Source organism: Yersinia sp. FDAARGOS_228 (genome assembly GCF_002073315.2).
Classification (GTDB): Bacteria; Pseudomonadota; Gammaproteobacteria; order Enterobacterales; family Enterobacteriaceae; genus Yersinia; species Yersinia intermedia.
Window position 1 is genome coordinate 4370441 of the sequence record NZ_CP020409.2, and the last position, 24819, is coordinate 4395259.

The window sequence follows — 24819 nt, forward strand, 5'->3', positions numbered from 1 at the left end:
AGCAAGGGGCCGCGTCAGTACACCATGCACTTATCGCAGCGGTTAAACCGGCCGGATACTCTCTTCATCCAATTCTGCATCGAAGAAACGACGCAGTGTCTGAATATTATTATCCGCAATAATCGACTGGCGTGCTTGTGCCAGTTTTTCTTCATAAATGGCCTGCCGCCATTCCAGCGGAGTACGTTCCGCCGGGTTGTCATCTTCGATAACGCTAAGTGTGACAGCATTACCGTGTAATTCACTCAATGCATCGCCCAGCGTTTTTTGTGCCGAGGGCGAATTTAAATGGCGCTGGCTAGAACGCAGGTGAAGGCAGATATTACCCGGTTCTATTACTTCTTTAAATGCATTCAGCGCAAGTTGCTGTACCAATTTCGGAATATGCAACTTATCTATCTCTGCCGCCCAAGGATCCCGCACCATAGCCTCTTCAGCCAACTTAGCAGAAAGCTCCGGTGTTTTTTCATGCTCTAACGCAGAGCGCAATGCCTTAGGCGTGGTAACTGGCTCAGCCACCGTTTCAGGCTGATTCTGCGCGGTCCAGCGATAAGCTTCTTTCTTGGCCGGTTTCTTTTCTTCGGTTGATTTAGCAGCCAGACGCTGCTGGCTGCGCTCAGTCACCGAAGCGAGACGCTCCAGTGCCGAGGTTGCCGGCCGCGCTTTTCCTGGCGCTGCCGGCTCATTCTTTTTTGGTGTGGTTGCCCCGGATTGCCGCAACAACTGGGTTCGCGCCTGAAGAAGCTGCGCAGTCGAATCGGGTAGTTGAGTACCCACGTCAGCGGCAAGCCCTAGCGGCGGTGCATCTTGCGATGGCACGGCTGAGTGAGTCGATACAGGTTGTTGGGTATTTTGGGCGTACTGAGGTGCGTTATTACCTGCAATGGCTGCTGGCGCACTGACAGGAACAATCTGCGGTTCAGCGATTATTGCTTTAGGATGAAAGGCCAGCGCACGCAATAAGGTCATTTCGACCCCCATGCGGCGATCTGGCGCATAAGCCAGCTCTTTACGGCCCATCAACAGTATTTGATAATATAGCTGGATATCTGTAGGCGGCAATGTGCGAGCCAGTTCGCGTAACCGAGGCTCAACCGTCGCATAATGGTTATCCAACATTGATGGCAGCAGTTGTACCATCGCAATCCGGTGCAGCAAGCTTAGGGTTTCAACCAATAAGTTTTCCCAATCAACACCACGAGATGCCGCTTGTTCTACCTGCGCCATCACTCGCGCACCATCAGCACTGACCAGCGCCTCGATAATCGCCAAGGGTTGCTCGTCATCCAGCGTTCCCAGCATTTGGCTAACAGTGGCTGTAGTCACATGCCCATCGCCCATCGCAACGGCCTGATCTGTCAGGCTGAGCGCATCGCGCATACTACCATCGGCCGCCCGTGCCAGTAACTGCAATGCACGAGCATCACTACTGATTTGCTCTGCCAGCAATATTTTTTCAAGCTGCCCACGGATAACCTCAACATCGATCACTTTGAGATGGAATTGCAAACAGCGGGAAAGGATGGTCACCGGCAGTTTCTGTGGATCCGTGGTCGCCAGCAAGAATTTCACATGAGCTGGCGGCTCTTCAAGCGTTTTTAGTAGCGCATTGAAACTGTGGCGCGACAGCATATGCACTTCATCAATTAAGTACACTTTGAAGCGGCCACGGGCTGGCGCATATTGAACGTTATCCAGCAGTTCTCGGGTATCTTCTACTTTCGTGCGCGAGGCGGCGTCTATCTCGATCAGATCAACAAAACGGCCTTGCTCAATCTCCAGGCAGTTAGCACAGGTACCGCAAGGCGTCGCGGTAATGCCCGTTTCGCAGTTAAGACCTTTGGCTAACAGCCGGGCAATAGACGTTTTACCAACGCCACGGGTACCGGAGAATAGATAGGCGTGATGGATACGCCCTAATGAAAGGCCATTGGCCAGCGCCGTCAGGACATGTTCCTGACCAACGACGTCTGCGAACGTTTGGGGGCGCCACTTACGGGCAAGGACCTGATAGCTCATTAATACTTCATCATTGATTTATAAATAATATTTTAATCGCCAATAAAAAAACCACAATTTAACCTACATATATTGAGCGGTCTGTTTTTGAACACATTAACCCTGATAGCTACAGGCTGAATCTTAGTGTACCAGTACGCCCATCGTCATTCCCACAAATTTACTTTGTGGCGGTAGACTTGTCGATTCTTTGTGCCCTGCGATGCAGTAATAAATCATTCTTAGTTTCTGCAACAGAGAAAAAGGCATCCAAATCTATCGACAAGATTTTAGCTGAGATCGAACAGCGGTCGCGTGTCATCACACTCTTGAACACCTGAAAGTACAGGCCAGAATGAACCGAGCGACCTGAGTATCAGACAATTAAAGCAAGGTGTGTAATGCTCAAGCATTGGGTGAACGCTACGGTGCCCCTATCTGACCCGCAGATTGTAATGTTACGTCCCTGAACGCTGGATTTTGTACGGCATTTTAATGGATGCTGAAACAGGGCTACCAAGACGTTATAGTTAATAAGCAGTAGTATCCAGTTTGGGTCAATTAACAATGGATGGATTTATGACAAGTAAAAAAAGAGGGATGGGCTACATTGCTATCGTAGTTGATGATTACGATAAAGCCATTGAATTTTATACCGAAAAACTGGGCTTTTTTCTGCGAGAAGATGAGGTACAACCAGGGAAGCGTTGGGTGTCGGTCTCGCCGACAGAAGACAGTGAGTGTCGTTTATTGCTGGCTCGAGCATCCAATGACCAGCAAGCTGCGTTTATTGGTAATCAATGCGGTGGTCGAGTATTCCTTTTTCTTGAGACGGATAACTTCTGGCGTGATTATGAATTGATGAAGTCAAAAGGAGTGACATTCTGCGAAGAACCTCGCAAAGAGGAATATGGCATGGTGGTTGTGTTCGAAGATATTTACGGTAATCGCTGGGATCTTTACCAAAAATAGTAAGTATAATTAGTGTGTTAGGAACACAACAATGATAAAAATCATCTCAGTGAGAAGCCACCCTGAGTATAAAGATGAATCTATACGCTATTTTCAGAATAAGTGGGCCACGGAAGAGACTAAAATGCTTTATCAGGATTGCATCAGTCATTGTATTGAAGCTAAAAATCCTTTACCTCAATGGTATTTGATGGAGATGAATAATGAAGTTATTGGTTGCGCGGGGTTAATCACCAATGACTTTATTAGCCGTATGGATCTGTATCCTTGGTTATGTGCACTTTATATTGAAGAGCAACACCGGGGGCATGCTTATGGTCAATTACTGATCAAGCATATTGCTAAAGAAACCAAACAATTAGGTTTTGATACACTACATTTATGTACTGACCATATCGGGTTTTACGAAAAGTATGGTTTTACTTTTACTGGATTGGGTTATCACCCATGGGGCGAATCTTCACGTATTTATTCGCTGCCACTCTAATAAGTGAATAGCAGTTTGCATTGATAATATTTTCCCGATATTCATCGAATAATCTGGCGGTCACCGTTGATGACCACCAGATTGTTATACCTGGCATCTTTCAGTCCAGAGAGTGTTGGCTGCGTTCATTTACCAAAATCAACTACCTGGCGGGATATATTCACTTGCAGCCCACCTGCAACTCCACGTTCTTGGGAGGATAAAATCAATGCCCGCTGAACGAAACCAAACTATAGCAAGTGATCCCTTGCTGAGTCAGACGCGCTTCGCCGCCCAGTTCAGGTAAATCAATCACAAATGCGGCGTCAGTCACTTTACCACCCAGCCGACGGATAAGCTTAACCGTCGCCTCGATTGTGCCGCCAGTTGCCAGTAAATCATCAATCACCAAGACGTTATCGCCCGGTTTAATGCTATCGGTATGGATCTCAAGTTCGTCAGTGCCATACTCCAACTCATAGCTTTCGCTGATAGTTTCCCGAGGCAATTTACCGGGTTTACGCACCGGAACAAAACCGACACCCAGCGACAGGGCTACCGGCGCACCAAAGAGAAAACCGCGAGCTTCAGTACCCACTACTTTGGTCACGCCTTTATCCAGATAGCGCTCTACCAGCAATTCGATGCTGGCGGCATAGGCTAATGGATCTTCTAGCAAGCTGGTCACATCACGAAACAGTATTCCCGCTTTTGGATAATCGGGGATGGTTTTGATACTGTCTTTAATATATTGAAACTGTTGTGCTGTCTTAGGTGCAGTAGCGGTCATAATTTGTGCCTGATAAAACTGCTGTACATACTTAAGCGCGGTCAGTCGATGTTAAATGGCATCGGCTGAGTAACTTAGTCCCACTATCGATAATACTCCGATAGTCTACGTCACCGCATCCTTAACATTAAGGAGGCAACGAAGGATTACCCCGCGCACGAAAACGCTCAAATCTATGCAAACTGGCACTAAAATGCAACTGGTGTGAATTGCTCAGCGCCGTTTTTGTTGCGATAGGTCAATAACTGGCATTCGCCACATAAAGGTCAACAGTAGGGTTAACATGATAAGTAATATGCCTCTCACCCACCAGATTTTCACCAACCAAAGTGAAACAGCAAATGTAAGTATGGTAATGAATATTGCTTTCGACTTAGTGCCCGCAGGCAATGCTCGATGTTGTTGCCAGGTACGTATATAGCTGCCAAACCATGAACGATAGAGCAACCAGTGATGAAATCGAGGGGAGGATCGTGCAAAACACCAGGCAGCCAACAGCAAAAACGGCGTAGTAGGTAACAAAGGAAGCACGACACCTAACGTTGCCAATATCACTGCCAGCCAACCCACCGTTATTAAAAACCAACGAGACATAAGCTCCCTTTATTAGCACTTTAATGAGACGTTATCATTAACCCATGCGTTGACCATCATCAACAGATATTCTTGCCATAACTTACACGATACATCGGTATCTATTGTATTTCCCCTCCCTCGTGCTTGTATCTGCCACCATTCGAAGGCAAGCTGGCGGGAAATGCCCAGGAGAAGCGCCATGAGTACGGAAAAATTATTGCAGGTGCTTGAAAGCCAAATTGAAGCGCTGTCGGCACAAGTTGGCCCTCAGGCAAACACGCCGTCTCAGCAAGCCCGTTTTGATCTCAACCTGTTTGGTAATCATGGTAATCGGTTTCGCGATTATCTACAGGAAGTACGGAAAAATATGGCACAACTGAAGCAAGTAGTTGCAGAAAATCGCACACAACAGGTCGCTTTTCTGGCTGAAAAGCTGGTTGCTCAGATTTCTGCATTACAAAGAGAATTAGCCACTCAAAAATTAAGAAAATCAAATCCTGAGCCCAGGGATAACAAATTGGACCCTTACCATAAGCTGGCTGAGCATCAGGATTATGAGCGGCGGATACTGGCTATGATTCACGATAGAGAGAGCCAACTGGGTAAGCAAAGTTTGTTATCCGAGCAGCAGAAAATACAGAAGGAGCTCGCAGCACTTGAGGGGCGTCTAATGCGCTGCCGGCAGGCGTTGATAAGAATAGAGCGCAGTATTGAGAAAAAAGAGAACGGTTTTTGAATATTTGTCACATTTTTTGAATCATTGAGGTTCCGACAACAAATAGTTCTCTATAATGTTTTATGCCCGCCCTGTTTCAAGTGCAGATGTTGACGGCTTGCGCTCCCCCGAATTACTGACTGGAGTCAGCTCATCGGTGTTGCCTCGCTTATCACCTTCCAGCATGTTGAAATCTATTGGGTATGTTGAAATCTATTAGATATATAGTTTGAATCAGGTCAGGTGGAACCCGAGCAAGATATTCACACCTGACTTCCCGATTAACTGCAAATCAAATGTTGGTTAGATTATGTCAGTTGAAAAAGCACCACCAGAACTGCAACTGGCAGTAGATCTTATCTATCTGCTGGAATGCAATGAGATAGCGCCCGAGACAGCACTGGCGGCGTTAGCGATAGTGCAACTTGATTATCAGCGTAAGCTCCGCCACCAAAACTCAGATTGAAGATATCACTTCTGAGGTTCAACCAAGGCGATACACCAGAGTGTCGCCTCAGTGATACTCACTATATGAACCTACCCATAGCGACTCCATCAAGAATGGTGCGCTACTCTGTCTGTACAGACAAATACCTTAAGCAAGCGGCTTATTGATATCCGGTAAGTCAGGCTTAGTATCCCCCAAATCCGATTGCTCAGCCGGTAAGCCTTGTTTATCAAGCGGCCGACTGACTTCCTGAACCTCGGTACCATCCGGTTTGTGCAGATATACTTCCAACTGGTTAAAAGCGATATTAATGTCATTTTCACGACATAACTTATCAATAGCCCTGTTCAATTCATCCACCGTATAGCTGCGATCCCTGAGTTCACGGACATACAACCGTAACTCGTGATCAAGAGTGCTGGAGCCGAAGTTTAGGAAGAAAACTTGTGGTTCAGGATCAACCATAACGCGCGGATTCTCATGAGCGGCTTGCAACAGCACATCTTTTACTTTCGCCAGATCGGAACCATAGGCAACACCAACTTTAATGATGATACGCGTAATGGTATCTGACAGTGACCAGTTGATCAGGCGTTCGGTAACAAATGCTTTGTTTGGAATAATGACTTCTTTACGGTCAAAATCGGTAATTGTCGTCGCGCGGATGCGTATCTTGCTGACATTCCCAGAAAAAGTACCGATAGTAATGGTATCGCCGATACGAACAGGCCGTTCAAACAGAATAATCAAACCTGATACAAAGTTGGCGAAAATTTCCTGCAAGCCAAAACCCAAACCAACAGACAAGGCCGCTACTAGCCATTGCAATTTATCCCACGAAACACCGAGTGAGCTGAGCGCGGTTATCCCCCCGACAGCCGTAATAAAATAAGTCAGAATAGTAGTGATGGCATAAGAAGTCCCTTGGCGTAGTTGCAGGCGCGACAGCACCACGACTTCCAGTAAGCCTGGCAAGTTACGAGTCAGAACATAGGCAACCACCAATGCCATCCAAGCCACCAGCATATTCCCCAAAGTCACAGCCTGCGTTACGCTGGCACCAGCGACCGTCGAGGTGTAATGCCACAGAGATATACTGTCCAGATAGGAGATAACCGTTATCAGGTCCGCCCAAATCCAATAGAAACAAGTCGCAAAAATCAGGAAGAGCGCCATCGTTGTCAGGCGCAATGATTGTTGGTTAATTTGGTCCAAGGCCAATGGCGGCTCTTCAACCGGTTCACCACCTTCAGCCCCCTCTTTCACCAAACTTTGCCGCCGGGCAATTGCCCTACGATAGGCCAAACGCCGCGCAGCAACCCCTAAACCTCGAATTGCCGTCAGGTAAACGATATTCCACAGGAATAATAAATACAGACTATCTATCCAGCGGCCAGCCAGTTGCAACGTTGTATAGAAATACCCTGCCACCATTAATCCAATCAAAATGATGGGGGTTACCGCAACCGCAGTCACAATCACCAATCGCACCGCATGGGAATCTTTTTCACGCCAGCTATCACGACAGAATGGATAGACAAACAAGGCCAGCAGTGCCAGAGCAATAACAATAACAATTTGTCCAATGACATCATCGACCAATCGAAGCGGACTTTTCTCACCCAATTCTGACCAGAATATCACCGGCAACAATGCGCCCCCTAATCGCACCATTTGGCGGCGATAATGTGCACACCGGTCAGCCGCAATCATAAAGTGTCGCTCGGTAATTCCCCCTGGCGAGAGCATGCGATAGGTCAGGTCAAATATCAGCCAGAACAGTGCCAAACGTTGGAAGAAGCTCCAGAGGAAGTCACTGAGATTAAAGTCTGAACGCAGACACCAGTAACCAAAACCTAGAATGATTAAGGCCCCTGGCAAGACTTTCAGTAAAGTCAGCATAATGGCATTTGGCGTATGCATTTGACTGTCGTGCTTAAGTTGCCCGACGTCAGCCGCCAGCCGATCCAAATGTTTATTGATAATGCTATAGCGTGACCGTATCACCCCCACCACAATCAACATAGGCAGTAGGAACATCACTGATTTGATCAACCCCGACAACACATCACCCGGTGACAGGCTAAAGTGAAAATTACTCAGTTCAGCTTTAAGCGCCCCCGGTAAGGCTTTTAGCCAAGACCAATCCATCGGTTTATTACTGCTAACCCAAAAAATCTGCTGTGTCAGTGTATGTTGCAGCGATTCATTGACGCTGAGTAACTGCTGTTGGTTTATTTGCAGATTGATAGCCAGTGTCAGTTGGTTACCCAACTGCTTATTCAACTGATCCAGTAGCTCACGGCGGATATCAACAATTTGCCCCAGAGCGTCTTCTACATCAGGGCTGATTTTCTCTTTACTGTCATTCATCAGGGTTTGGATATAGTCATCCCCCTGGAATAGCTGGTCACGTTGCTGGTTTATTTCAAATTGCTCCAAGCGCAAGTCAGCGATACGTGGCCCCATATTGGTTATCAAGCCAGCCGTGGGTAAATTGAGTTGCTGCTGGTACAGAATACGTGAAAGCAACAAACTACCGCGCAGTACGGTAATTTGTTCTTTTAAGTTACGCTCCGATTGCAGTGCGCGATCCAGCCAGTTTTTAACTCTGATATTCTGTTGTACTAGAGTATTGCCTTCTTTCGTGGCATTAATCAGCCGCTGACTTAATTCTTTGTTAATCGTCAGTTCTCGGCTAACTAACGGATCATTTTGGATGTCAGTGGCATCATTAGGTGCTTGTGCTTCTTTGGCTGTTTTTTCTGACAGTATTAACCGTTTACCGCTGACCACCTCTTGCAGTAGCTGAACATAACGCTCCAGTTGGTTTATGTGCGCAGTGGTGTAATCCCGTTGTTTTTGCAGCAAATCCTGTAGGGTCGTATTCGCTTCCAGATTTTTTCGCTGTAAATCCAACTGCGCATTTAACATCACCTGCTCAGTCAATAACTCTTGTTGCTGGGTTGGTCGCAAAACCTCTTGAGTTGGCGCTAATCCATTGAGTTGATTGCGAATTTGCATTAAACGCATTGATGCGTTATACATCGCACTCTGTACCCGCTCGGGCTGAGTTTGTAAGGAGATTAACTGGCTGTTATAAGCGGAGAGATCTTCCTGCGCTGATTGTAAATCATCCAGCGTTTCATTTAGGCGTGATTCCAATTGGCGCAATGAATAACTTACCAAGGACTCACGGGTCAGCGTATCCGCAGTACTATTCTTAAGCGCATCCAGCCCCTCTGTTGCCTGACGTAATTTCACTGGTGCTTGTGCCAGTTGTTGTTTAAGTTGGCTGGCCTCTTGCTTGGTGCGCTCAATGGTATCGAGGTATTCCAACGTTTTCGTCAGATCTTGCTGTGCTAACTTTTCCGCGGGCGACAATATCTTTTGTTTTGATAATGCATCCAGTTGGCTTAATACCTCTGTGCGGGTCGGCACATCAATATTGATTCCCGATGCAAAAGTCGATGGCGAACATATAAAGGCAATTATAAGCAGGATAAGCATTACCTGAAGGCGCGATAAAAATGCACCCACTGGCGTCATAGCTGGTATGGATAAAGGTGATGAATATTGATTGTGGGATCTGCCGCTCATATTTGAACTTCATTTCAACAGAGAGACTGAAATCCTATCACGTTCAGTCCCGAGTCATAATAAGAAAAATCTTTCAGAGCGTTAATAGCTGTAATAATGCGGGCTGTTACGCAGTTGTTGCTGAATAGGATGTAACAGCCTGCAATATCGGTTGATTCGGGAATCATAGAGCAATCCCCCCACATTAATTAAAATGTGAGAACTTTATCCGCAGCTAACGTCCATTGAGCCAACTCAACCAACGTGCCAATTTCGACACCATCAACCAGCGTTAACCCACTCACACCCCTGGCATCGGCGCAAGTTTTACATAACTTCACCGCAACATTTTGTGCTGTAAGAATCTCAAGCATTTGTTGTAAATTATAACCTTCGCGAGGCTGTTGCCCGTTAAGGCCAGCAATGACGGCGTCAGACATTAAAAACAGGCGTAAATCGAGATCGGCTTGTTGTTCTTTCAACGCAATAGATAAACGCAGTGCATTAAATAATGACTCATGGCCATAAGCGGCCCCATTGGCAATCACAACCAGTGAACGACTCATATAAACCTCCAGTTAATCTGATACCTTGCTATTTAGCCCTTTGCGCAACGCGCGGCTATGTCCTAGCATCTCCAGATAGGCATCAATTAATACCGGTGCCTCTTGTTTTATATCAAAACTTTCTGGCATAAAGAGCCAGTTTTCCATCAAACCTGTAATATAAGCTCTCATGATTATTGCAGCCTGGCGAGTATCAAGATTGACGGGCAATTGATTCGCATTAATACAACCTTGCAAAACCGACTCAATTCGCTCATAACTAGCTAAATCAAGAACTTTACGCGCGTCATGAACTGAGGTCATCTCACCGACAAACTCACATTTATGGAATACAATTTCCATTAGTGCGCGGCGTCGGCAATCCTCACGCGTAGAAACAAGAACATAGATAAGAATTTCACGCAGGATGCGGAGTGGATTATCAGGATATTTTGCCTGATACTCTAATTCGAGCTGATCAATTTTAGATTCTGATAGCTCCCAAACTTCGTTGAACAGGTCTACCTTATTCTTGAAGTGCCAGTAAATTGCGCCTCGGGTTACTCCTGCGGCGGCGGCAATATCGGTAAGAGAAGTGCCGGAAACGCCATGCGCAGAAAATTCCCGCACTGCGGCATCAAGAATTTGTTGCCGGGTCTCTTCGGCTTGCTGTTTGGTTTTTCGTGCCATAGCGTTGTTTTTTCGAGGGGGTGCGATTTACATACATTCACGAATGTATGTACCATAGCACGCACATATAATTTACGCAGCAATGGGTTTTAAAGCTTGTGATCCATTGGATTAAATTAAAAATCGGACACTTGAGGTTTATCTATGAGCAAAAACAGAGGGGTAATGCCTCTGGCTGCAATTCTGGTACTTTCAGGCAGCTTAGTACTTATAGGATGTAATGATAAAGATGCGGCGCAAGCCCATGCTCAACAGGCACCTGAAGTCGGTATTGTGACATTGAAAGCCGCACCACTGAATATCACAACCGATCTACCGGGTCGCACGTCCGCATTCCGTGTTGCAGAAGTTCGCCCACAAGTTAGCGGGATCATTCTTAAACGTAACTATGTTGAAGGCAGTGATGTCACCGCCGGAACATCGCTTTATCAAATTGATCCAGCCACATATCAAGCCGCTTATGACAGCGCCAAAGGTGATTTAGCTAAAGCACAAGCTGCCGCTGAAATTGCCCGCTTGACGGTAAATCGCTACAAACCATTGCTAGGTACCAATTACATTAGTAAGCAAGAATATGACCAAGCCGTGTCTAGCTCGATGCAGGCTAATGCAAGTGTTCTGGCAGCAAAAGCTGCTGTAGAAACTGCACGTATCAACCTGGCATATACTCAGGTTACTTCGCCAATCAGTGGTCGTACCGGTAAATCTTCAGTCACTGAAGGTGCGTTGGTAACCAGTGGTCAGGCAACGGCAATGACGACAGTTCAGCAGCTTGACCCGATGTATGTCGATGTTACTCAATCAAGCGACGAATTCTTGCGCCTGAAAAAAGAGCTGGCTGATGGCACGTTGAAGCAAGAAAACGGCAAGGCCAAGGTTCGCTTGTTACTGGAAAACGGCGTTGAATACGCACAAACCGGTACATTGGAATTCTCAGGTGTCACCGTTGATGAAACTACCGGTTCAATCACCATCCGTGCCATCTTCCCTAACCCGAACGAGGCATTACTGCCTGGCATGTTTGTTCGTGCCCGTTTAGATGAAGGTGTCAGACCTGATGCACTGCTGGTGCCTCAACAGGGTGTGACACGTAACCCGCGTGGCGAAGCAACTGCCATGGTTGTTGGCGCAGATGACAAAGTTGAAATGCGCACACTGGTTGCTAATCAAGCGATTGGGAATAAATGGTTGGTTACTGAAGGATTGAAAGCAGGTGATCGTCTTATTGTTTCCGGCTTGCAGAAAATCAGACCGGGCGTGCAGGTAAAAGTGCAGGAAGTTACTGACCCGGCGCAAAAAGCAGCTCCGGCTGATACAGCGAAGAAGTCTTAAAAGGAGCCGGTAATTCATGGCTAAGTTCTTTATAGATCGCCCTATTTTCGCTTGGGTTCTCGCCATCATTTTGATGTTGGCTGGTGCCCTTGCGATTATGAAATTACCCGTTGCGCAATATCCAACCATTGCGCCGCCGGCAATTACAATCTCCGCCAACTATCCTGGCGCCGATGCGACTACTGTTCAGAATACAGTAACGCAGGTTATCGAACAGAACATGAACGGTATCGATAACCTGCTGTACATGTCTTCCAGCAGTGATTCATCCGGTAACGTTCAGTTGACGTTGACCTTTAACTCAGGCACTGACCCGGATATCGCTCAGGTTCAGGTCCAGAACAAACTGCAATTAGCCATGCCATTACTGCCGCAAGAAGTGCAGCAGCAAGGTGTGAGCGTTGAAAAGTCCAGTAGTAGCTTCCTGATGGTTGCCGGCTTTATTTCTGAAGACGGCACCATGCAACAAGAAGATATCGCGGACTATGTGGGTTCTAACGTTAAAGATCCCATTAGCCGTACCCTCGGTGTGGGGGATGTTCAGTTGTTTGGTTCCCAATACGCAATGCGTATCTGGATGGATCCGCACAAACTGAATAACTTCAAACTGACACCGGTTGATGTTATTAACGCCATTAAAGTACAGAACAACCAAGTGGCGGCAGGTCAGTTAGGGGGGACACCACCTGTACCCGGTCAAGAACTGAACTCATCAATCATTGCGCAGACCCGCTTAACCAATGCAGAAGAGTTCAGTCAGATCTTGTTGAAAGTGAATACTGACGGTTCTCAGGTTCGACTAAAAGATGTGGCTATCGTTAAACTGGGGGCTGAAAGCTATAACATCATCGCCCGTTATAACGGTAAACCTGCGGCAGGGATCGGTATTAAACTAGCAACCGGTGCTAACGCCCTGGACACCTCTGCGGCAGTAAAAGCTGAACTGGCGAAATTACAACCCTTCTTCCCTAATGGGTTGAAAGTGGTTTATCCGTACGACACCACGCCATTCGTTAAAATCTCCATTAACGAAGTGGTTAAAACACTGATTGAAGCCATCATCTTGGTGTTCCTGGTCATGTATCTGTTCTTGCAGAACTTCCGGGCAACGTTGATTCCAACGATTGCAGTACCGGTCGTATTGCTGGGTACTTTCGCTATTCTCTCCGCCTTTGGCTATTCGATAAACACCCTAACGATGTTCGGGATGGTGTTGGCGATAGGTCTATTGGTCGATGACGCCATCGTGGTGGTAGAGAACGTCGAACGTGTGATGCAAGAGGAAGGGTTACCACCGAAAGAAGCCACCAAAAAGTCTATGGAGCAAATCCAGGGCGCATTGGTGGGGATCGCGATGGTACTGTCGGCGGTATTTATCCCGATGGCCTTCTTTGGCGGCGCAACTGGGGCAATCTATCGTCAGTTCTCTATCACCATCGTTTCTGCCATGGTGCTTTCGGTTCTGGTGGCATTGATTCTGACACCCGCACTGTGCGCAACAATGCTGAAACCGATTACCAAAGGTGAACATGGCCCGAGTACCGGCTTCTTCGGCTGGTTTAACCGCATGTTTGAGAAAAGCACCCATCATTACACTGACAGCGTTGCCAATATTTTGCGCAGCACTGGCCGTTATTTGGTGATCTATCTGGTGATTGTGATTGGTATGGGCGTGTTGTTCCTGCGCTTACCGACATCATTCTTACCAGAAGAAGATCAGGGTGTGTTCCTGACCATGGTGCAAATGCCTGCAGGGGCGACGCAAGAACGTACTCAGAAAGTGCTTAATCAGGTTACTGACTATTATCTCGACAAAGAAAAAGACGTGGTTAACTCAGTATTTACCGTTAACGGCTTCGGTTTCAGTGGTCAGGGTCAGAACACCGGTCTGGCATTCGTCAGTCTGAAAAACTGGGATGAGCGCCCAGGTGACCAGAACAAAGTTCCGGCAATCGTCGGCCGCGCATCTGCTGCCTTCTCGCAAATCAAAGACGGTTTGGTATTCGCCTTTAACTTGCCAGCGATTGTGGAGCTGGGTACCGCTACCGGCTTTGACTTCCAGTTAATTGATCAAGGTAACCTTGGGCATCAAAAATTAACTGAAGCGCGTAACCAACTGCTCGGCATGGCGGCGCAACACGCAGATATGCTGGTCGGAATGCGGCCGAACGGACTGGAAGATACACCTCAGTTCAAAGTGGAAGTTGATCAGGAAAAAGCACAAGCTCTTGGTGTTTCTATTTCCGATATCAATACCACGCTCGGTTCAGCAATGGGCGGCAGTTACGTAAACGACTTTATCGACCGTGGTCGTGTGAAGAAAGTTTATGTACAGGCTGATGCGCCTTTCCGTATGTTACCGGATGATATTGATAAGTGGTATGTCCGTAACAGCACGGGTCAAATGGTGTCGTTTAATAACTTCTCCACCGCGAAATGGGAATACGGCTCACCTCGACTTGAACGTTACAACGGTCTGCCATCCATGGAAATTCTGGGGCAAGCTGCACCAGGTAAGAGTACCGGTGAGGCAATGGATCTGATGCAAGAGCTGGCGGCTAAATTGCCAAGCGGCATTGGTTATGATTGGACAGGCATGTCTTATCAAGAGCGTCTGTCAGGTAACCAGGCTCCAGCGTTGTATGCCATCTCACTGATTGTGGTGTTCTTATGTCTGGCTGCGCTGTATGAAAGCTGGTCGATTCCATTCTCAGTTATGTTGGTAGTGCCACTGGGTGTCGTGGGTGCGTTACTGGCGGCCTCGTTGCGTGGCCTCAATAACGACGTTTACTTCCAGGTCGGCTTATTGACCACTATCGGGTTATCGGCTAAGAACGCCATCTTGATTGTTGAGTTTGCTAAAGACTTAATGGACAAAGAAGGTAAAGGCTTGGTGGAATCAACGTTGGAAGCAGTACGTATGCGTCTGCGCCCAATTCTGATGACATCACTGGCCTTTATCCTAGGGGTTCTGCCACTGGTTATCAGTAGTGGCGCAGGTTCTGGTGCACAGAATGCGGTAGGTACCGGTGTGATGGGCGGGATGATAACCGCAACTGTACTGGCTATCTTCTTTGTTCCGGTATTCTTCGTGGTAGTTCGCCGTCGCTTTAGTCGAAAAAGCGAAGATGTAGAGCACTCACATGCGGTTGACCATAAGGCCAAGTAAACCTTACGTCACCACAATTGATGCAATACATCATTAAGAAAACCCGCAGACTTAGGTTTGCGGGTTTTTTATTTTCTGTACTTGAAACTCAAAAGTGAATAGCGCATAATTATTGTTATAGTATAACATAACAATTGGAGCTTTTATGAAACCCGCCATCCACCCTAACTACCGGACAGTGGTTTTCCACGACATTAGCGCAGATACCTATTTCACCGTGGGTTCCACCATTGCCACAGCACGCACGATTGAGCGCGATGGGCAGACCTATCCTTATGTCACACTGGATATCTCCTCAGCCTCACATCCGTACTACACCGGTAAACAAAAAGAGTTCTCCAAGGAAGGCAGTACTGCGCGCTTCAATCAGCGTTTTGGTCGCTTCCTGACTAAAAAACCAGCCAATTCTGAGAGTTAATCATGCAAGTACTGAGTTCATTACGTTCAGCTAAAAACCGTCATCCCGATTGTAAAATCGTTCGTCGCCGTGGTCGGGTATACGTTATTTGTAAAAGTAATCCACGTTTTAAAGCAGTTCAGGGAGGAACTCATAAGAAACGTTGATTTCCAGCCCGTCAGTGGATGGTTTTGATAAGCCCCGTTGCTGCCCAACGGGGCTTTTTTCAGTTAAAGAAGAGGCGCATCAAAAACGATTAAACGCCCAGCCTCTGAATACAATAAAAAGCTGAGCGGTAGCCGCTTGGTTTATGGTAAAAAATATCTTCTACGGCTACTTCATACTGCCCACAATGGTATCGACATTGTGTTTAAACGCTTCAGCATAAGTTGCTGCCGGGCCTCCGGCTGGTGATAAGGCTTCAGGATACAGTTCCCCCCCTGCTTTAGCACCACTGGCTGTGGCAATCTGTTTGACTAAACGTGGGTCGGTCTGATTTTCAATAAAATACGTTTTTATTTTCTCTTGTTTGATCTGTTTAATCAGCGCGGCTACATCGCTGGCACTGGCTTCTGCTTCAGTTGAGAACCCGACTGGCGACAAGAAGCTAACCCCGTACTCTTGGCTAAAATAGCCGAAAGCATCATGACTGGTCAGGACTTTACGCTTATCCAGCGGGATCGCAGCAAACTGCGCTTTTGCATAAGCATCCAGTTTTTCCAATTGCTGGATATATTCTCCACCACGTTTACGGAAATAATCCGCATCCTCGGGATCGGCAACAATCAATGCATTCATTACATTGTTGGCATATTTGATACCATTCGCCATGCTGTTCCATGCATGCGGGTCCGTCACCATTTTGCCCTCTTCATCCATTTTACGCGTATCGACTCCCGTTGAGGCGACCACAACCTGCCCTTTATAGCCGGAAGCGCTAATCAGCCGCTCCAACCACCCTTCCAGCCCTAACCCACTGACAAACACCACATCAGCATTAGACAACTGTTTGCTGTTTTTCGGCATCGGTGCAAAACCATGTGGATCCCCATCCGGCCCAACCAATGTCACCACATTGACATGCTCGCCCCCTACCTGTTGGACTATATCGCCTAAAATAGAAAAACTGGCAACAGCTTCAACAGTTTTTGCCATCGCCAATGGGCTTGACAGCAGGGCAGCTACCGCCAGGCTAATAGGTAAACGCTTCATTTAACTCTCCTTTAATGACAGATACTTCTTAACGGCGCGCGGTTGCAAAAACACCACCACGCGTTCCAAATAGAATAGAAATAAAGAAAATCAGGCTGGCGGTAAGAACAATGGCTGGCCCGGCAGGTAATGAGGCGTAATAAGACCACAACAAACCAACAAAACTGGCAACCATGCCGATAACCATGGCAATACCCAGGGTATGAGGAAGATTTTTGGCCCAAAAACGGGCACTGGTGGCCGGCAACATCATTAGCCCTACTGACATCAGGGTGCCAAGGATCTGAAACCCAGCAACCAGATTGATAACCACCAGCGATAAAAACAGAGCGTGAACCACCATCAGCCAACGGCCCATACTGACCCGGAGAAAGACAGGATCGAACGATTCAATCACCAGTGCGCGATAAATCGCCGCTAAAGCCAACATCGACGCAGTCGTGATAACACCAACCATGGTCATGGCGCTGCTATCAACAGCTAAAATAGAACCAAATAACACATGGAGCAGATCCATACTTGAGCCACGCAGAGAGACCAACGTGACCCCCAAAGCCAGAGAACCAAGATAGAAACCGGCAAAGCTGGCATCTTCTTTTAATAGTGTTCGGCGACTGACCCAACCGGACAACATGGCGACAGCTAATCCGGCAATAAACCCACCAACCCCCATGGCAACTAATGACATACCCGAAATAAGGTAACCGATAGCCGCTCCTGGTAATACCGCGTGAGACAGGGCATCCCCCACCAGGCTCATGCGCCGTAATAACAAGAAAACGCCCAAAGGGGCTGAACTGAGTGACAAAGCCAGACAGGCGACCAATGCCCGTCGCATAAAGCCAAAATCCAAAAAAGGATCAGTAAGTAAATGAAGCAATGTCATAGATTGATAACCCTTTGCTGTTCGGGTTGCGGAACCAGAGAAGAGAGTGCACAAGATGAGCTGTGGCAGTGATGCCATTGTGCCAAAACCTGTTCAGATTGCTGCCAGCAGTAGGCTTGAGGCGTCAACCACAAAGCGCGGGGGAAATGCTCAGCAACCATCGCCATGTCGTGTAAAACAGCAATAATTGTGCGCCCCTCATCATGTAACTGACGAATAACGTCGAGCAGAAGTTGCACTGTTTGGCTATCAATGCCGGTAAAAGGCTCATCCAGTAAGATCAGTGGTGCCTGTTGAACCAAAAGACGGGCAAACAGCACTCGTTGCAACTGCCCCCCAGAAAGCTCACCTACAGGTTGGTGCGCCATATCCTGCATACTGACCGTACTTAATGCCTGCTTGATTCGTTGTCGCGATTGATAATTAATGCCACCCAGCAACCCACTTTGTGGCCAGCATCCCATCGCCACCACATCTTGCACGACGATGGGAAACTGCTTATCCAACTCAGCCTGCTGAGGGAGGTAAGCTATTTGAGGCCGAGTTTCTCCGCTAAAGGTTATTTTCCCCGCGACTGCGGGTTGTAAATCGGCCAATGTCTTGAGCAAAGTTGACTTACCTGCCCCATTTGCGCCGATGATGGCGGTTAGAGAGCCGGCAGCAAAACAACCATCAATTGGCGGAGTAAGTGCTTGCCGATCATATCCGATCTCAATATTTCTCATATTTATCATGGCAATATATTCGCCCAATAAATAGCGCCCCACAGCAGCAAGCAAAGTAAGGCGACGCCAAAGATGCGCTGTAGTGAAGAGAGTGAAAACAATGTCCAATAAGAAAGAGGGTTTACCCGAGTAAAAAAAGCGTATTTATTCATGATAGAACAGAGTGCGCGTGTTTTTTGTTATATTATAACATCACATAAAATGAGTAAGTTCAAGAAAACATCGATAATTGGCGGGTTTAAAAAGTAACAAGCTTTAACGCTATAGCCAGGCCTTCCCCGGTGAACGGAAGCAAACCTGCCGCTGGTGACAAAACAGGCAATATAAACATGCTTAGTAACAGTAAATTAAACTATTTTTACTGTTACCTTACTGGTGCGGTCAGACATGGTTTTGGTATTCTAACCTTTACATTGTTCGATAACGCTCGCAAAATGATAAATTAAACAATCGAAAACGCGCAATGTCGCCCCCTTCTCTTGACCAAACCCGCTGAGCATTCTAGGTTAATAAGGAGTGGTTGAATTAATCGAGAGTAATAACTCTAAATATGAAAAACCCTATTTAGGTGGCGTTATTTTATTGGAAGAGGCTGTTATTGCGAGAAAGTGCACTAAATAACATCACAACACGTAACTGACAGTATTAGTTGAAAAATCGCCTTAAACTTGATTTTTTTGATTCAAATCATGCTCGTAGTTGTTGAAAAACAAATGCCAACGCACTTTTTGTTACAATAACCATGCAGGAATGAATTAATCTTACCACCATGAGCGGACAATTAATGAACAATGAAATAGCTGGGGACTTCACCTCAGGGTGTTACGCGATTTCATTACTCAAGAGTGTTATCAGTAATAATATCGGTGAAATTGAAGGAAGTTTAGTTTCCGGTTTAATGTATTATTCAGAAAATGCCAGGTACACGGAGGGTTCATTAGAAATTCTTGATATTTCTCACTTAGAAGAGAACTATTATTCAATGACTTACTGTTATCAATGGCATATCTTTAACCCCTGTTTAGATATCAATACTGAAGAATCCTTAACAGGTGCTGTAACATTTATTGTACATCCAGAAAAAATCACTTTTGATATAATTAACAATGATAGGCCTTCAACCGCCGATGAATTGTAAGATTAAGTAATAAAGTTGCGCGGTGAGCGAAGAAATGATTTATATTCATATCAAGACAGGTTTATTTGCGTTAACGATAAACTTATACAATTATATGATTATCTATCTACTCACATTGTGTTATCAACACCGAATTAAGACTTTACGGAGGGGATGATATGGATGAGTACTCGCCTAAACGGCATGACATTGCCCAGTTGAAGTTTCTATGTGAGAGCCTGTATGATGAAGGCATTGCTACCCTTGGTGACAGCCATCATGGCTGGGTAAATGACCCAACATCTGCCGTAAATCTGCAACTCAATGATTTGATCGAGCATATAGCTTCATTTGTGATGAGTTTTAAAATAAAATACCCGGATGACGGCGACCTTTCAGAGTTAGTGGAAGAATATTTAGACGATACATATACTCTGTTTAGTAGTTACGGAATCAATGATCCTGAATTGAGGCGCTGGCAAAAAACCAAAGAGCGCTTATTCAGACTTTTCTCAGGGGAATACACCTGTACCCTGATGAAAACTTAAGGGATAGCTACCCTATATTAATTTATATATCGAGAAGAAAAATTACCATGACAAAAACTGACTACCTGATGCGTTTAAGAAAATGTACGACTATTGATACATTAGAACGTGTAATTGAAAAGAATAAGTACGAGCTTTCCGATGATGAGCTGGAATTGTTTTACTCAGCAGCAGACCATCGCCTGGCTGAACTCACAATGAATAAGCTTTACGATAAAATTCCTCCTACGGTTTGGCAACATGTGAAATAGTCTGCTTAACGCTGGTTAAGACACACAACGTTGAGCCGATAAACGTTATCGGCTTCAATGAACCAGGTGATTTGATCGTGTTTTAATTTGAGATAAATGCGTTGATAGGCCCACGGTATTGAAGGTTAACTTGAATCCCGCGATTTTGCATGCGGGTACTTAGGTAAAATCCGGTGAGTTATCAGACTAATGGAAGGGTATTTAAGTAAAATGCTTCGTCGATCTAATTTATTAAAACCCACCTTTATCGCTAATAATTGCACGATATTATTAGTCACTTGCTAGATCTTAAATGTAAATAGAAAGCCAACCCAATAAATAAAATAAGAAAATTCTTATCTTACCCTTCGCTAGTTCATTTGTATGACAATTACAACTAAGTAGTATAAGAAACTTAAGGTAGGGAGCCATCAACAAAAGCCGGCACTTTAGGTAAGCAAATAAAAGAAATAAACAGGAGAAAAAAGATAACGTCAGGATCAGAAATGGTGGAGGCCCTGCCAGCTACATCCCGGCACACACCTCGCCTGCTACGGCTGCTTCCTTCCGGATCTGACCGAGTTCACAAGTTAGTGTTGCGGGAGAACCAACAGGACCTCCATTGACGTTAACGGCCCCTTGTACTCTGGAGCGGTGGGCATTATCGACCATGGCCCACCAAATAGCAAGACAACACGCGCTAACCGCTGGTTTCTTGCCCACTCTCCCTCAGGTTAGGGCTAAATCTATTTTCTGCTGGCACAAAAAGCATTGATGATGTTATTTATTCATCTCATTCTATTTATTCACCCTATTTTTCTATAGCGTCGCACTATCCGCCCATGCAGATAAAAAAGAGAATGCTGTGACATCATCAAAAATAGACAACCAAAGCCAGCATGAGCCTGAAGTATCAGATTCGCCCACTGAACCGAGTAACTCAACGTTCATCGACAGCTTTCGCCAACGGGTATTCCATGTGGTTGCCGCTATCCCTTATGGGCAGGTGACCACTTATGGCGACATCGCTCGGTTGATTGGTTCCCCCAGAGCCGCACGCCAAGTCGGTGGGGTGCTCAAGCGCTTACCGGAAGGTTCTGCCTTACCCTGGTATAGGGTGATTAATCGCCATGGCGAAATATCATTAATTGGTGATGATTATCTCAGACAAAAAAAGGCACTACTTGCTGAAGGTATTGATATTGATGGTTCGGGCCGGATTGATTTACAACGATATCGCTGGCAATACCGCTAATGAAAACGCCACAGAATAATGGCTATCCTGTGGCGCTATTGCCAAATTAATGGGCAATGACTGATCAACCAACTCATGGTCGGTTAAACATTACTGTATGGTTGCAGAACCCGTTATGGCAGGCGCGCCCTGTATTGTCGCAGGCCCCCCTGGGGTTGTTTCTATAGCAACAGAGGTTGCTGGAACCAGCAGCAGATTAGCCTGAGTCCCCGCACCACGGTTAATCACTTCCGCAATGGTATCGGTGATAAACAGTAACTGACCATTACGCGTGATCGCTGCACTTACAATAATACGTGCGTTTGGCTGAATGTCGGCTGGGTTAAACGGCAAAGCAAAAGTAAACGGTGCCTGTTTACCCTCAGTACGAATCGCCTTCTGGGCAATAACTCGTGATGGGGCATCTGCCAGTGAGGCATCCGACAGCGTAACCGTGACTACAGCATCCGGTGGTAAGGCAATGCGCTCGCGGATATTCACTGTCCCCTGTACAGCAGGCTGTGCAATGGGGGCGGCAGCAGCCGTAACACCTGCTGGCGCGGGAACTGGAACATCAGCACCTTTATGAGCACACCCGGCCAAACTCACCACTAATGCTGCCCCACCCGCGATCTGCCAGAATTTTATTGATTGCCAAGGTTTCATAGGTCGCACTCCTTCTTATTATTAAGATGCGGGTTATCTACCAAAAAGCCCGCGTTTAATAAGTGGCTTCAACCACCTAGCAAGATAATTATAGCACAATATTCTATTCCACATCGGTTTTTACCCAATCGAGGCATTTATCAGACTATTCCTTATCTGCTAATCCCTCAATTGAACAGCGCTTTCACAGCAATATATTGACGACCACCCAACTGATTCAGCACACTGTGTATGAACTCAAACATCAGGGGCCACAACATGAGTCAAGCATTAAAAAAACTACTCGATCTGCTCTTCCTTGAGAAAATTGAAGAAGGGATCTTTCGTGGCCAAAGTGAGGATCTGGGCTTGCGCCAGGTATTTGGTGGTCAGGTAGTGGGTCAGGCTATCTATGCAGCAAAACAAACCGTACCGGCGGAGCGGGCAGTACATTCATTCCACAGCTACTTTCTGCGGCCAGGGGACAGCAGCAAGCCCATTATCTACGACGTAGAAACGCTACGCGATGGTAACAGCTTCAGCGCCCGCCGGGTCAGTGCGATTCAGAATGGTAAACCCATCTTCTATATGACGGCGTCGTTCCAGAGCCTAGAGGAGGGATTTGAGCACCAAAATACCATGCCAGGCGCCCCCCCACCGGAAGGATTAATGTCCGAAACAGACATTGCTCGCCAATTCGCACATATGATCCCCGAAAAAGTACGGGAAAAGTTTATCGGCCATCAACCAATTGAAATGCGCCCGGTGAAATTCCACAACCCATTACAAGGCTCGGTAGAAGAACCCAATCGCTATGTCTGGTTCCGCGCCAACGGCACAATGCCAGATGACCTGCAGGTTCATCAGTATTTACTGGGTTATGCCTCTGATTTTAATTTCCTGCCAACGGCCTTGCAGCCACATGGGATTGGTTTCCTTGAGCCAGGAGTGCAGATTGCCACGATAGATCATTCTATGTGGTTCCATCGGCCATTCCGCCTGGACGATTGGCTGCTGTATGCAGTAGAAAGTACTTCCGCTTCCGGCGCGCGCGGCTTTGTCCGTGGTCAGATCTACGACCGGGAAGGGATATTAGTGGCTTCTACCGTGCAGGAAGGTGTGATTCGTATGCATCGATAGCCGTTCTCAAAATAGAACAGGGGCGATGTTATATCGCCCCTATTGTTATCATCATTATTATTTTACTGCTATTTCTAGCTTACTGGTTGTATGCATTTTCACCGTGGCTATTAACATCCAGACCTTCACGTTCTTGCTCTTCGGGTACCCGCAGACCAACCAACAGGTCAGCAATTTTAAAGGCAACGAAGGCAACAACCCCAGACCAGACTAAACACACACCTACACTGAACAGCTGAACCCCCACCTGATGGCCCATAGTGACGCCAGCAGCGTAACCTGTACCACCCAGTGAGGCAGAGGTAAAGACACCCGTCAGGATACAACCGATAATCCCACACACGCCATGTACACCGAATACGTCACAGGTATCGTCCACCCGCAGCCATTTCTTCAGCAGGACTACACCCCACAGACCGGCAACACCACCTATTAGACCAATAATCAATGCACCACCAACACCGACTGTACCTGCCGCTGGCGTAATCGCAACCAAACCTGCGATACAACCAGAACACGCACCCAGCAATGAAGGCTTGCCACGTAAAACCCACTCGGCAAATACCCAAGACAAGATAGCACCCGCAGTTGCGACTACTGTGTTCAAGAAGGCAAGTGCAGCAATTTCGTTAGCGGCGCTGGCTGAGCCGGCATTGAAGCCAAACCAACCGATATACAGAATCGCAGTACCGGTAAATACCATAGGTAAGTTATGAGGCTTGAACGCTTCTTTACCAAATCCAGCGCGTTTACCCAGTAAGTAAGCACCCACCAAACCAGCAATCGCGGCGTTGATATGCACAACGGTACCACCGGCGAAGTCTAGCGCGCCATCCATTGCCAGGAAGCCACCACCCCACACCATATGTGCCATTGGCAGGTATGAGAAGGTGAACCACAGGACGGCGAAAATTAATACCGCAGAGAAACGAATACGTTCGGCGAATGATCCCACCACCAGTGCAACCGTGATACAGGCAAATGAAGCCTGAAACACCACATGGATATATTGATAGAAGGTGCCGCTCAGGCTGGTCAAACCAATACCTTTTAGCATCGCCATATCGAAACTACCGAAGAACGCATTACCGGTGCCAAAAGCCAGGCTATAACCGTAGAGTACCCACAGCACACAGATCAGAGCAAAGCTCACCATAACCTGAGTCATCATCGATAATACGTTTTTGGAACGCAGCAGGCCGCCGTAGAACAGGGCAATACCGGGAACAGTCATAAACAGCACCAGAGCGGTGCAAATCATCATAAAGGCATTATCAGCTTTGTCAGCTACAGCCGGCGCTGCGGCCATTGCCAAAGAAGGCAGCATCGCTACCGAACTCAGGCCCAACACGGATAAAAGTTTTTTCATCATCAACCCATCCCTATTCACTAAATTTGAGCCTGC

At 46.7% G+C, this 24819-nt stretch carries 24 protein-coding genes, 1 other RNA gene and 1 other annotated feature; of the genes, 13 read left to right on the forward strand and 12 right to left on the reverse strand.

The genetic code is table 11. The features are described from left to right. Positions 1-42 precede the first annotated feature (42 nt). A complete protein-coding gene (dnaX, locus tag A6J67_RS20535) occupies positions 43-2019 on the reverse strand; it encodes a DNA polymerase III subunit gamma/tau (RefSeq protein WP_005182310.1) in 1977 nt (658 codons plus the stop codon). Beyond that, positions 649-712 (reverse strand) — a sequence feature (DnaX frameshifting element). (Overlaps the previous gene by 64 nt.) A 558-nt stretch (positions 2020-2577) precedes the next feature. On the opposite strand from dnaX, the gene A6J67_RS20540 reads away from it, so the two are divergent. Beyond that, complete coding sequence (locus tag A6J67_RS20540; RefSeq protein WP_042569290.1) at positions 2578-2970, forward strand: VOC family protein; 393 nt, start codon at positions 2578-2580, stop codon at positions 2968-2970. A gap of 31 nt (positions 2971-3001) precedes the next feature. Continuing rightward, positions 3002-3457 carry a GNAT family N-acetyltransferase gene (locus tag A6J67_RS20545; protein ID WP_005182303.1) on the forward strand — a complete coding sequence of 152 codons (456 nt, stop codon included), beginning with the start codon at positions 3002-3004 and terminating at the stop codon, positions 3455-3457. Positions 3458-3662: 205 nt separating this feature from the next. On the opposite strand, the gene apt is transcribed toward A6J67_RS20545, so the two are convergent. Together apt and A6J67_RS20555 are read right to left on the reverse strand one after the other, a co-directional pair. Continuing rightward, positions 3663-4226 carry an adenine phosphoribosyltransferase gene (gene apt / locus A6J67_RS20550; RefSeq protein ID WP_005182300.1) on the reverse strand — a complete coding sequence of 188 codons (564 nt, stop codon included), beginning with the start codon at positions 4224-4226 and terminating at the stop codon, positions 3663-3665. Between the two features lie 213 nt (positions 4227-4439). Continuing rightward, entirely contained in the window at positions 4440-4820 is a 381-nt protein-coding gene (locus tag A6J67_RS20555) for a DUF454 family protein (RefSeq protein WP_050088858.1), read from the reverse strand. Positions 4821-5001: 181 nt separating this feature from the next. Between A6J67_RS20555 and priC the strand changes: the two genes are divergently transcribed. Continuing rightward, positions 5002-5538: a primosomal replication protein PriC gene (gene priC, locus A6J67_RS20560; RefSeq protein ID WP_005182293.1), complete on the forward strand. Its 537-nt coding sequence runs from the start codon at positions 5002-5004 to the stop codon at positions 5536-5538. A 289-nt stretch (positions 5539-5827) separates the two neighbouring features. Further along, positions 5828-5983: a pleiotropic regulatory protein RsmS gene (rsmS, locus tag A6J67_RS20565; RefSeq protein ID WP_005182289.1), complete on the forward strand. Its 156-nt coding sequence runs from the start codon at positions 5828-5830 to the stop codon at positions 5981-5983. Between the two features lie 129 nt (positions 5984-6112). Here rsmS and mscK read toward each other — a convergent pair whose 3' ends face one another. The 3 genes from mscK to acrR form a co-directional block, all read right to left on the reverse strand. Then, positions 6113-9514 (reverse strand): mechanosensitive channel MscK, encoded by a 3402-nt coding sequence (mscK, locus tag A6J67_RS20570; RefSeq protein ID WP_172668584.1) that lies wholly within the window; start codon positions 9512-9514, stop codon positions 6113-6115. A 239-nt stretch (positions 9515-9753) separates the two neighbouring features. Beyond that, positions 9754-10110, reverse strand: coding sequence for a DsrE/DsrF/TusD sulfur relay family protein (locus A6J67_RS20575; RefSeq protein WP_042569288.1), 357 nt, complete (start codon positions 10108-10110; stop codon positions 9754-9756). A 12-nt stretch (positions 10111-10122) separates the two neighbouring features. Further along, entirely contained in the window at positions 10123-10779 is a 657-nt protein-coding gene (gene acrR / locus A6J67_RS20580; RefSeq protein WP_005182286.1) for a multidrug efflux transporter transcriptional repressor AcrR, read from the reverse strand. Positions 10780-10923: 144 nt separating this feature from the next. On the opposite strand from acrR, the gene acrA reads away from it, so the two are divergent. From acrA to ykgO, 4 genes are all read left to right on the forward strand, one after another. Further along, entirely contained in the window at positions 10924-12111 is a 1188-nt protein-coding gene (gene acrA / locus A6J67_RS20585) for an efflux RND transporter adaptor subunit AcrA (RefSeq protein ID WP_032905611.1), read from the forward strand. Between the two features lie 16 nt (positions 12112-12127). Further along, entirely contained in the window at positions 12128-15280 is a 3153-nt protein-coding gene (acrB, locus tag A6J67_RS20590; RefSeq protein WP_032905610.1) for an efflux RND transporter permease AcrB, read from the forward strand. Positions 15281-15425: 145 nt separating this feature from the next. After that, positions 15426-15698 carry a type B 50S ribosomal protein L31 gene (locus tag A6J67_RS20595; protein WP_080608411.1) on the forward strand — a complete coding sequence of 91 codons (273 nt, stop codon included), beginning with the start codon at positions 15426-15428 and terminating at the stop codon, positions 15696-15698. A gap of 2 nt (positions 15699-15700) precedes the next feature. Further along, entirely contained in the window at positions 15701-15844 is a 144-nt protein-coding gene (gene ykgO / locus A6J67_RS20600; RefSeq protein ID WP_002208618.1) for a type B 50S ribosomal protein L36, read from the forward strand. Between the two features lie 166 nt (positions 15845-16010). Here ykgO and A6J67_RS20605 read toward each other — a convergent pair whose 3' ends face one another. From A6J67_RS20605 to A6J67_RS20615, 3 genes are read right to left on the reverse strand one after another with little or no spacing between them, the layout of a single operon-like run. Next, positions 16011-16889, reverse strand: coding sequence for a metal ABC transporter substrate-binding protein (locus A6J67_RS20605; RefSeq protein ID WP_005182278.1), 879 nt, complete (start codon positions 16887-16889; stop codon positions 16011-16013). Between the two features lie 28 nt (positions 16890-16917). Then, positions 16918-17775, reverse strand: coding sequence for a metal ABC transporter permease (locus A6J67_RS20610; protein ID WP_050073431.1), 858 nt, complete (start codon positions 17773-17775; stop codon positions 16918-16920). After that, positions 17772-18509 carry a metal ABC transporter ATP-binding protein gene (locus tag A6J67_RS20615; protein ID WP_050073470.1) on the reverse strand — a complete coding sequence of 246 codons (738 nt, stop codon included), beginning with the start codon at positions 18507-18509 and terminating at the stop codon, positions 17772-17774. Before A6J67_RS20615 ends, A6J67_RS20610 begins: the two co-directional genes overlap by 4 nt. Before the next feature lie 775 nt (positions 18510-19284). Here A6J67_RS20615 and A6J67_RS20620 point away from each other — a divergent pair. The 3 genes from A6J67_RS20620 to ymoA all read left to right on the forward strand — a co-directional run bounded on the left by A6J67_RS20620 (position 19285) and on the right by ymoA (position 20416). Continuing rightward, positions 19285-19638 carry a hypothetical protein gene (locus A6J67_RS20620; RefSeq protein WP_032905603.1) on the forward strand — a complete coding sequence of 118 codons (354 nt, stop codon included), beginning with the start codon at positions 19285-19287 and terminating at the stop codon, positions 19636-19638. A gap of 158 nt (positions 19639-19796) precedes the next feature. Further along, positions 19797-20165, forward strand: coding sequence for an Hha toxicity modulator TomB (tomB, locus tag A6J67_RS20625; protein WP_005182270.1), 369 nt, complete (start codon positions 19797-19799; stop codon positions 20163-20165). A gap of 47 nt (positions 20166-20212) precedes the next feature. Further along, positions 20213-20416 carry an expression modulating protein YmoA gene (gene ymoA, locus A6J67_RS20630; RefSeq protein ID WP_002208622.1) on the forward strand — a complete coding sequence of 68 codons (204 nt, stop codon included), beginning with the start codon at positions 20213-20215 and terminating at the stop codon, positions 20414-20416. A 495-nt stretch (positions 20417-20911) separates the two neighbouring features. Here the strand turns inward: ymoA and ffs are convergent. Beyond that, an RNA gene (gene ffs / locus A6J67_RS20635) (signal recognition particle sRNA small type) lies at positions 20912-21008 on the reverse strand. 336 nt (positions 21009-21344) lie between these two features. Between ffs and A6J67_RS20640 the strand changes: the two genes are divergently transcribed. Beyond that, on the forward strand, positions 21345-21650 hold the full coding sequence (locus tag A6J67_RS20640; RefSeq protein WP_186004081.1) for an MGMT family protein: 306 nt from the start codon (positions 21345-21347) through the stop codon (positions 21648-21650). A gap of 90 nt (positions 21651-21740) precedes the next feature. Here the strand turns inward: A6J67_RS20640 and A6J67_RS20645 are convergent, their stop codons facing one another. Further along, positions 21741-22295, reverse strand: a complete 555-nt coding sequence (locus A6J67_RS20645) for a YbaY family lipoprotein (protein ID WP_005182263.1) — start codon at positions 22293-22295, stop codon at positions 21741-21743. A gap of 258 nt (positions 22296-22553) precedes the next feature. Here A6J67_RS20645 and tesB point away from each other — a divergent pair, with 258 nt between their 5' ends. After that, a complete protein-coding gene (gene tesB, locus A6J67_RS20650; RefSeq protein ID WP_080608412.1) occupies positions 22554-23414 on the forward strand; it encodes an acyl-CoA thioesterase II in 861 nt (286 codons plus the stop codon). Positions 23415-23493: 79 nt separating this feature from the next. Here the strand turns inward: tesB and amtB are convergent, their stop codons facing one another. After that, positions 23494-24783, reverse strand: a complete 1290-nt coding sequence (gene amtB / locus A6J67_RS20655) for an ammonium transporter AmtB (protein WP_032905738.1) — start codon at positions 24781-24783, stop codon at positions 23494-23496. Positions 24784-24819 lie beyond the last annotated feature (36 nt).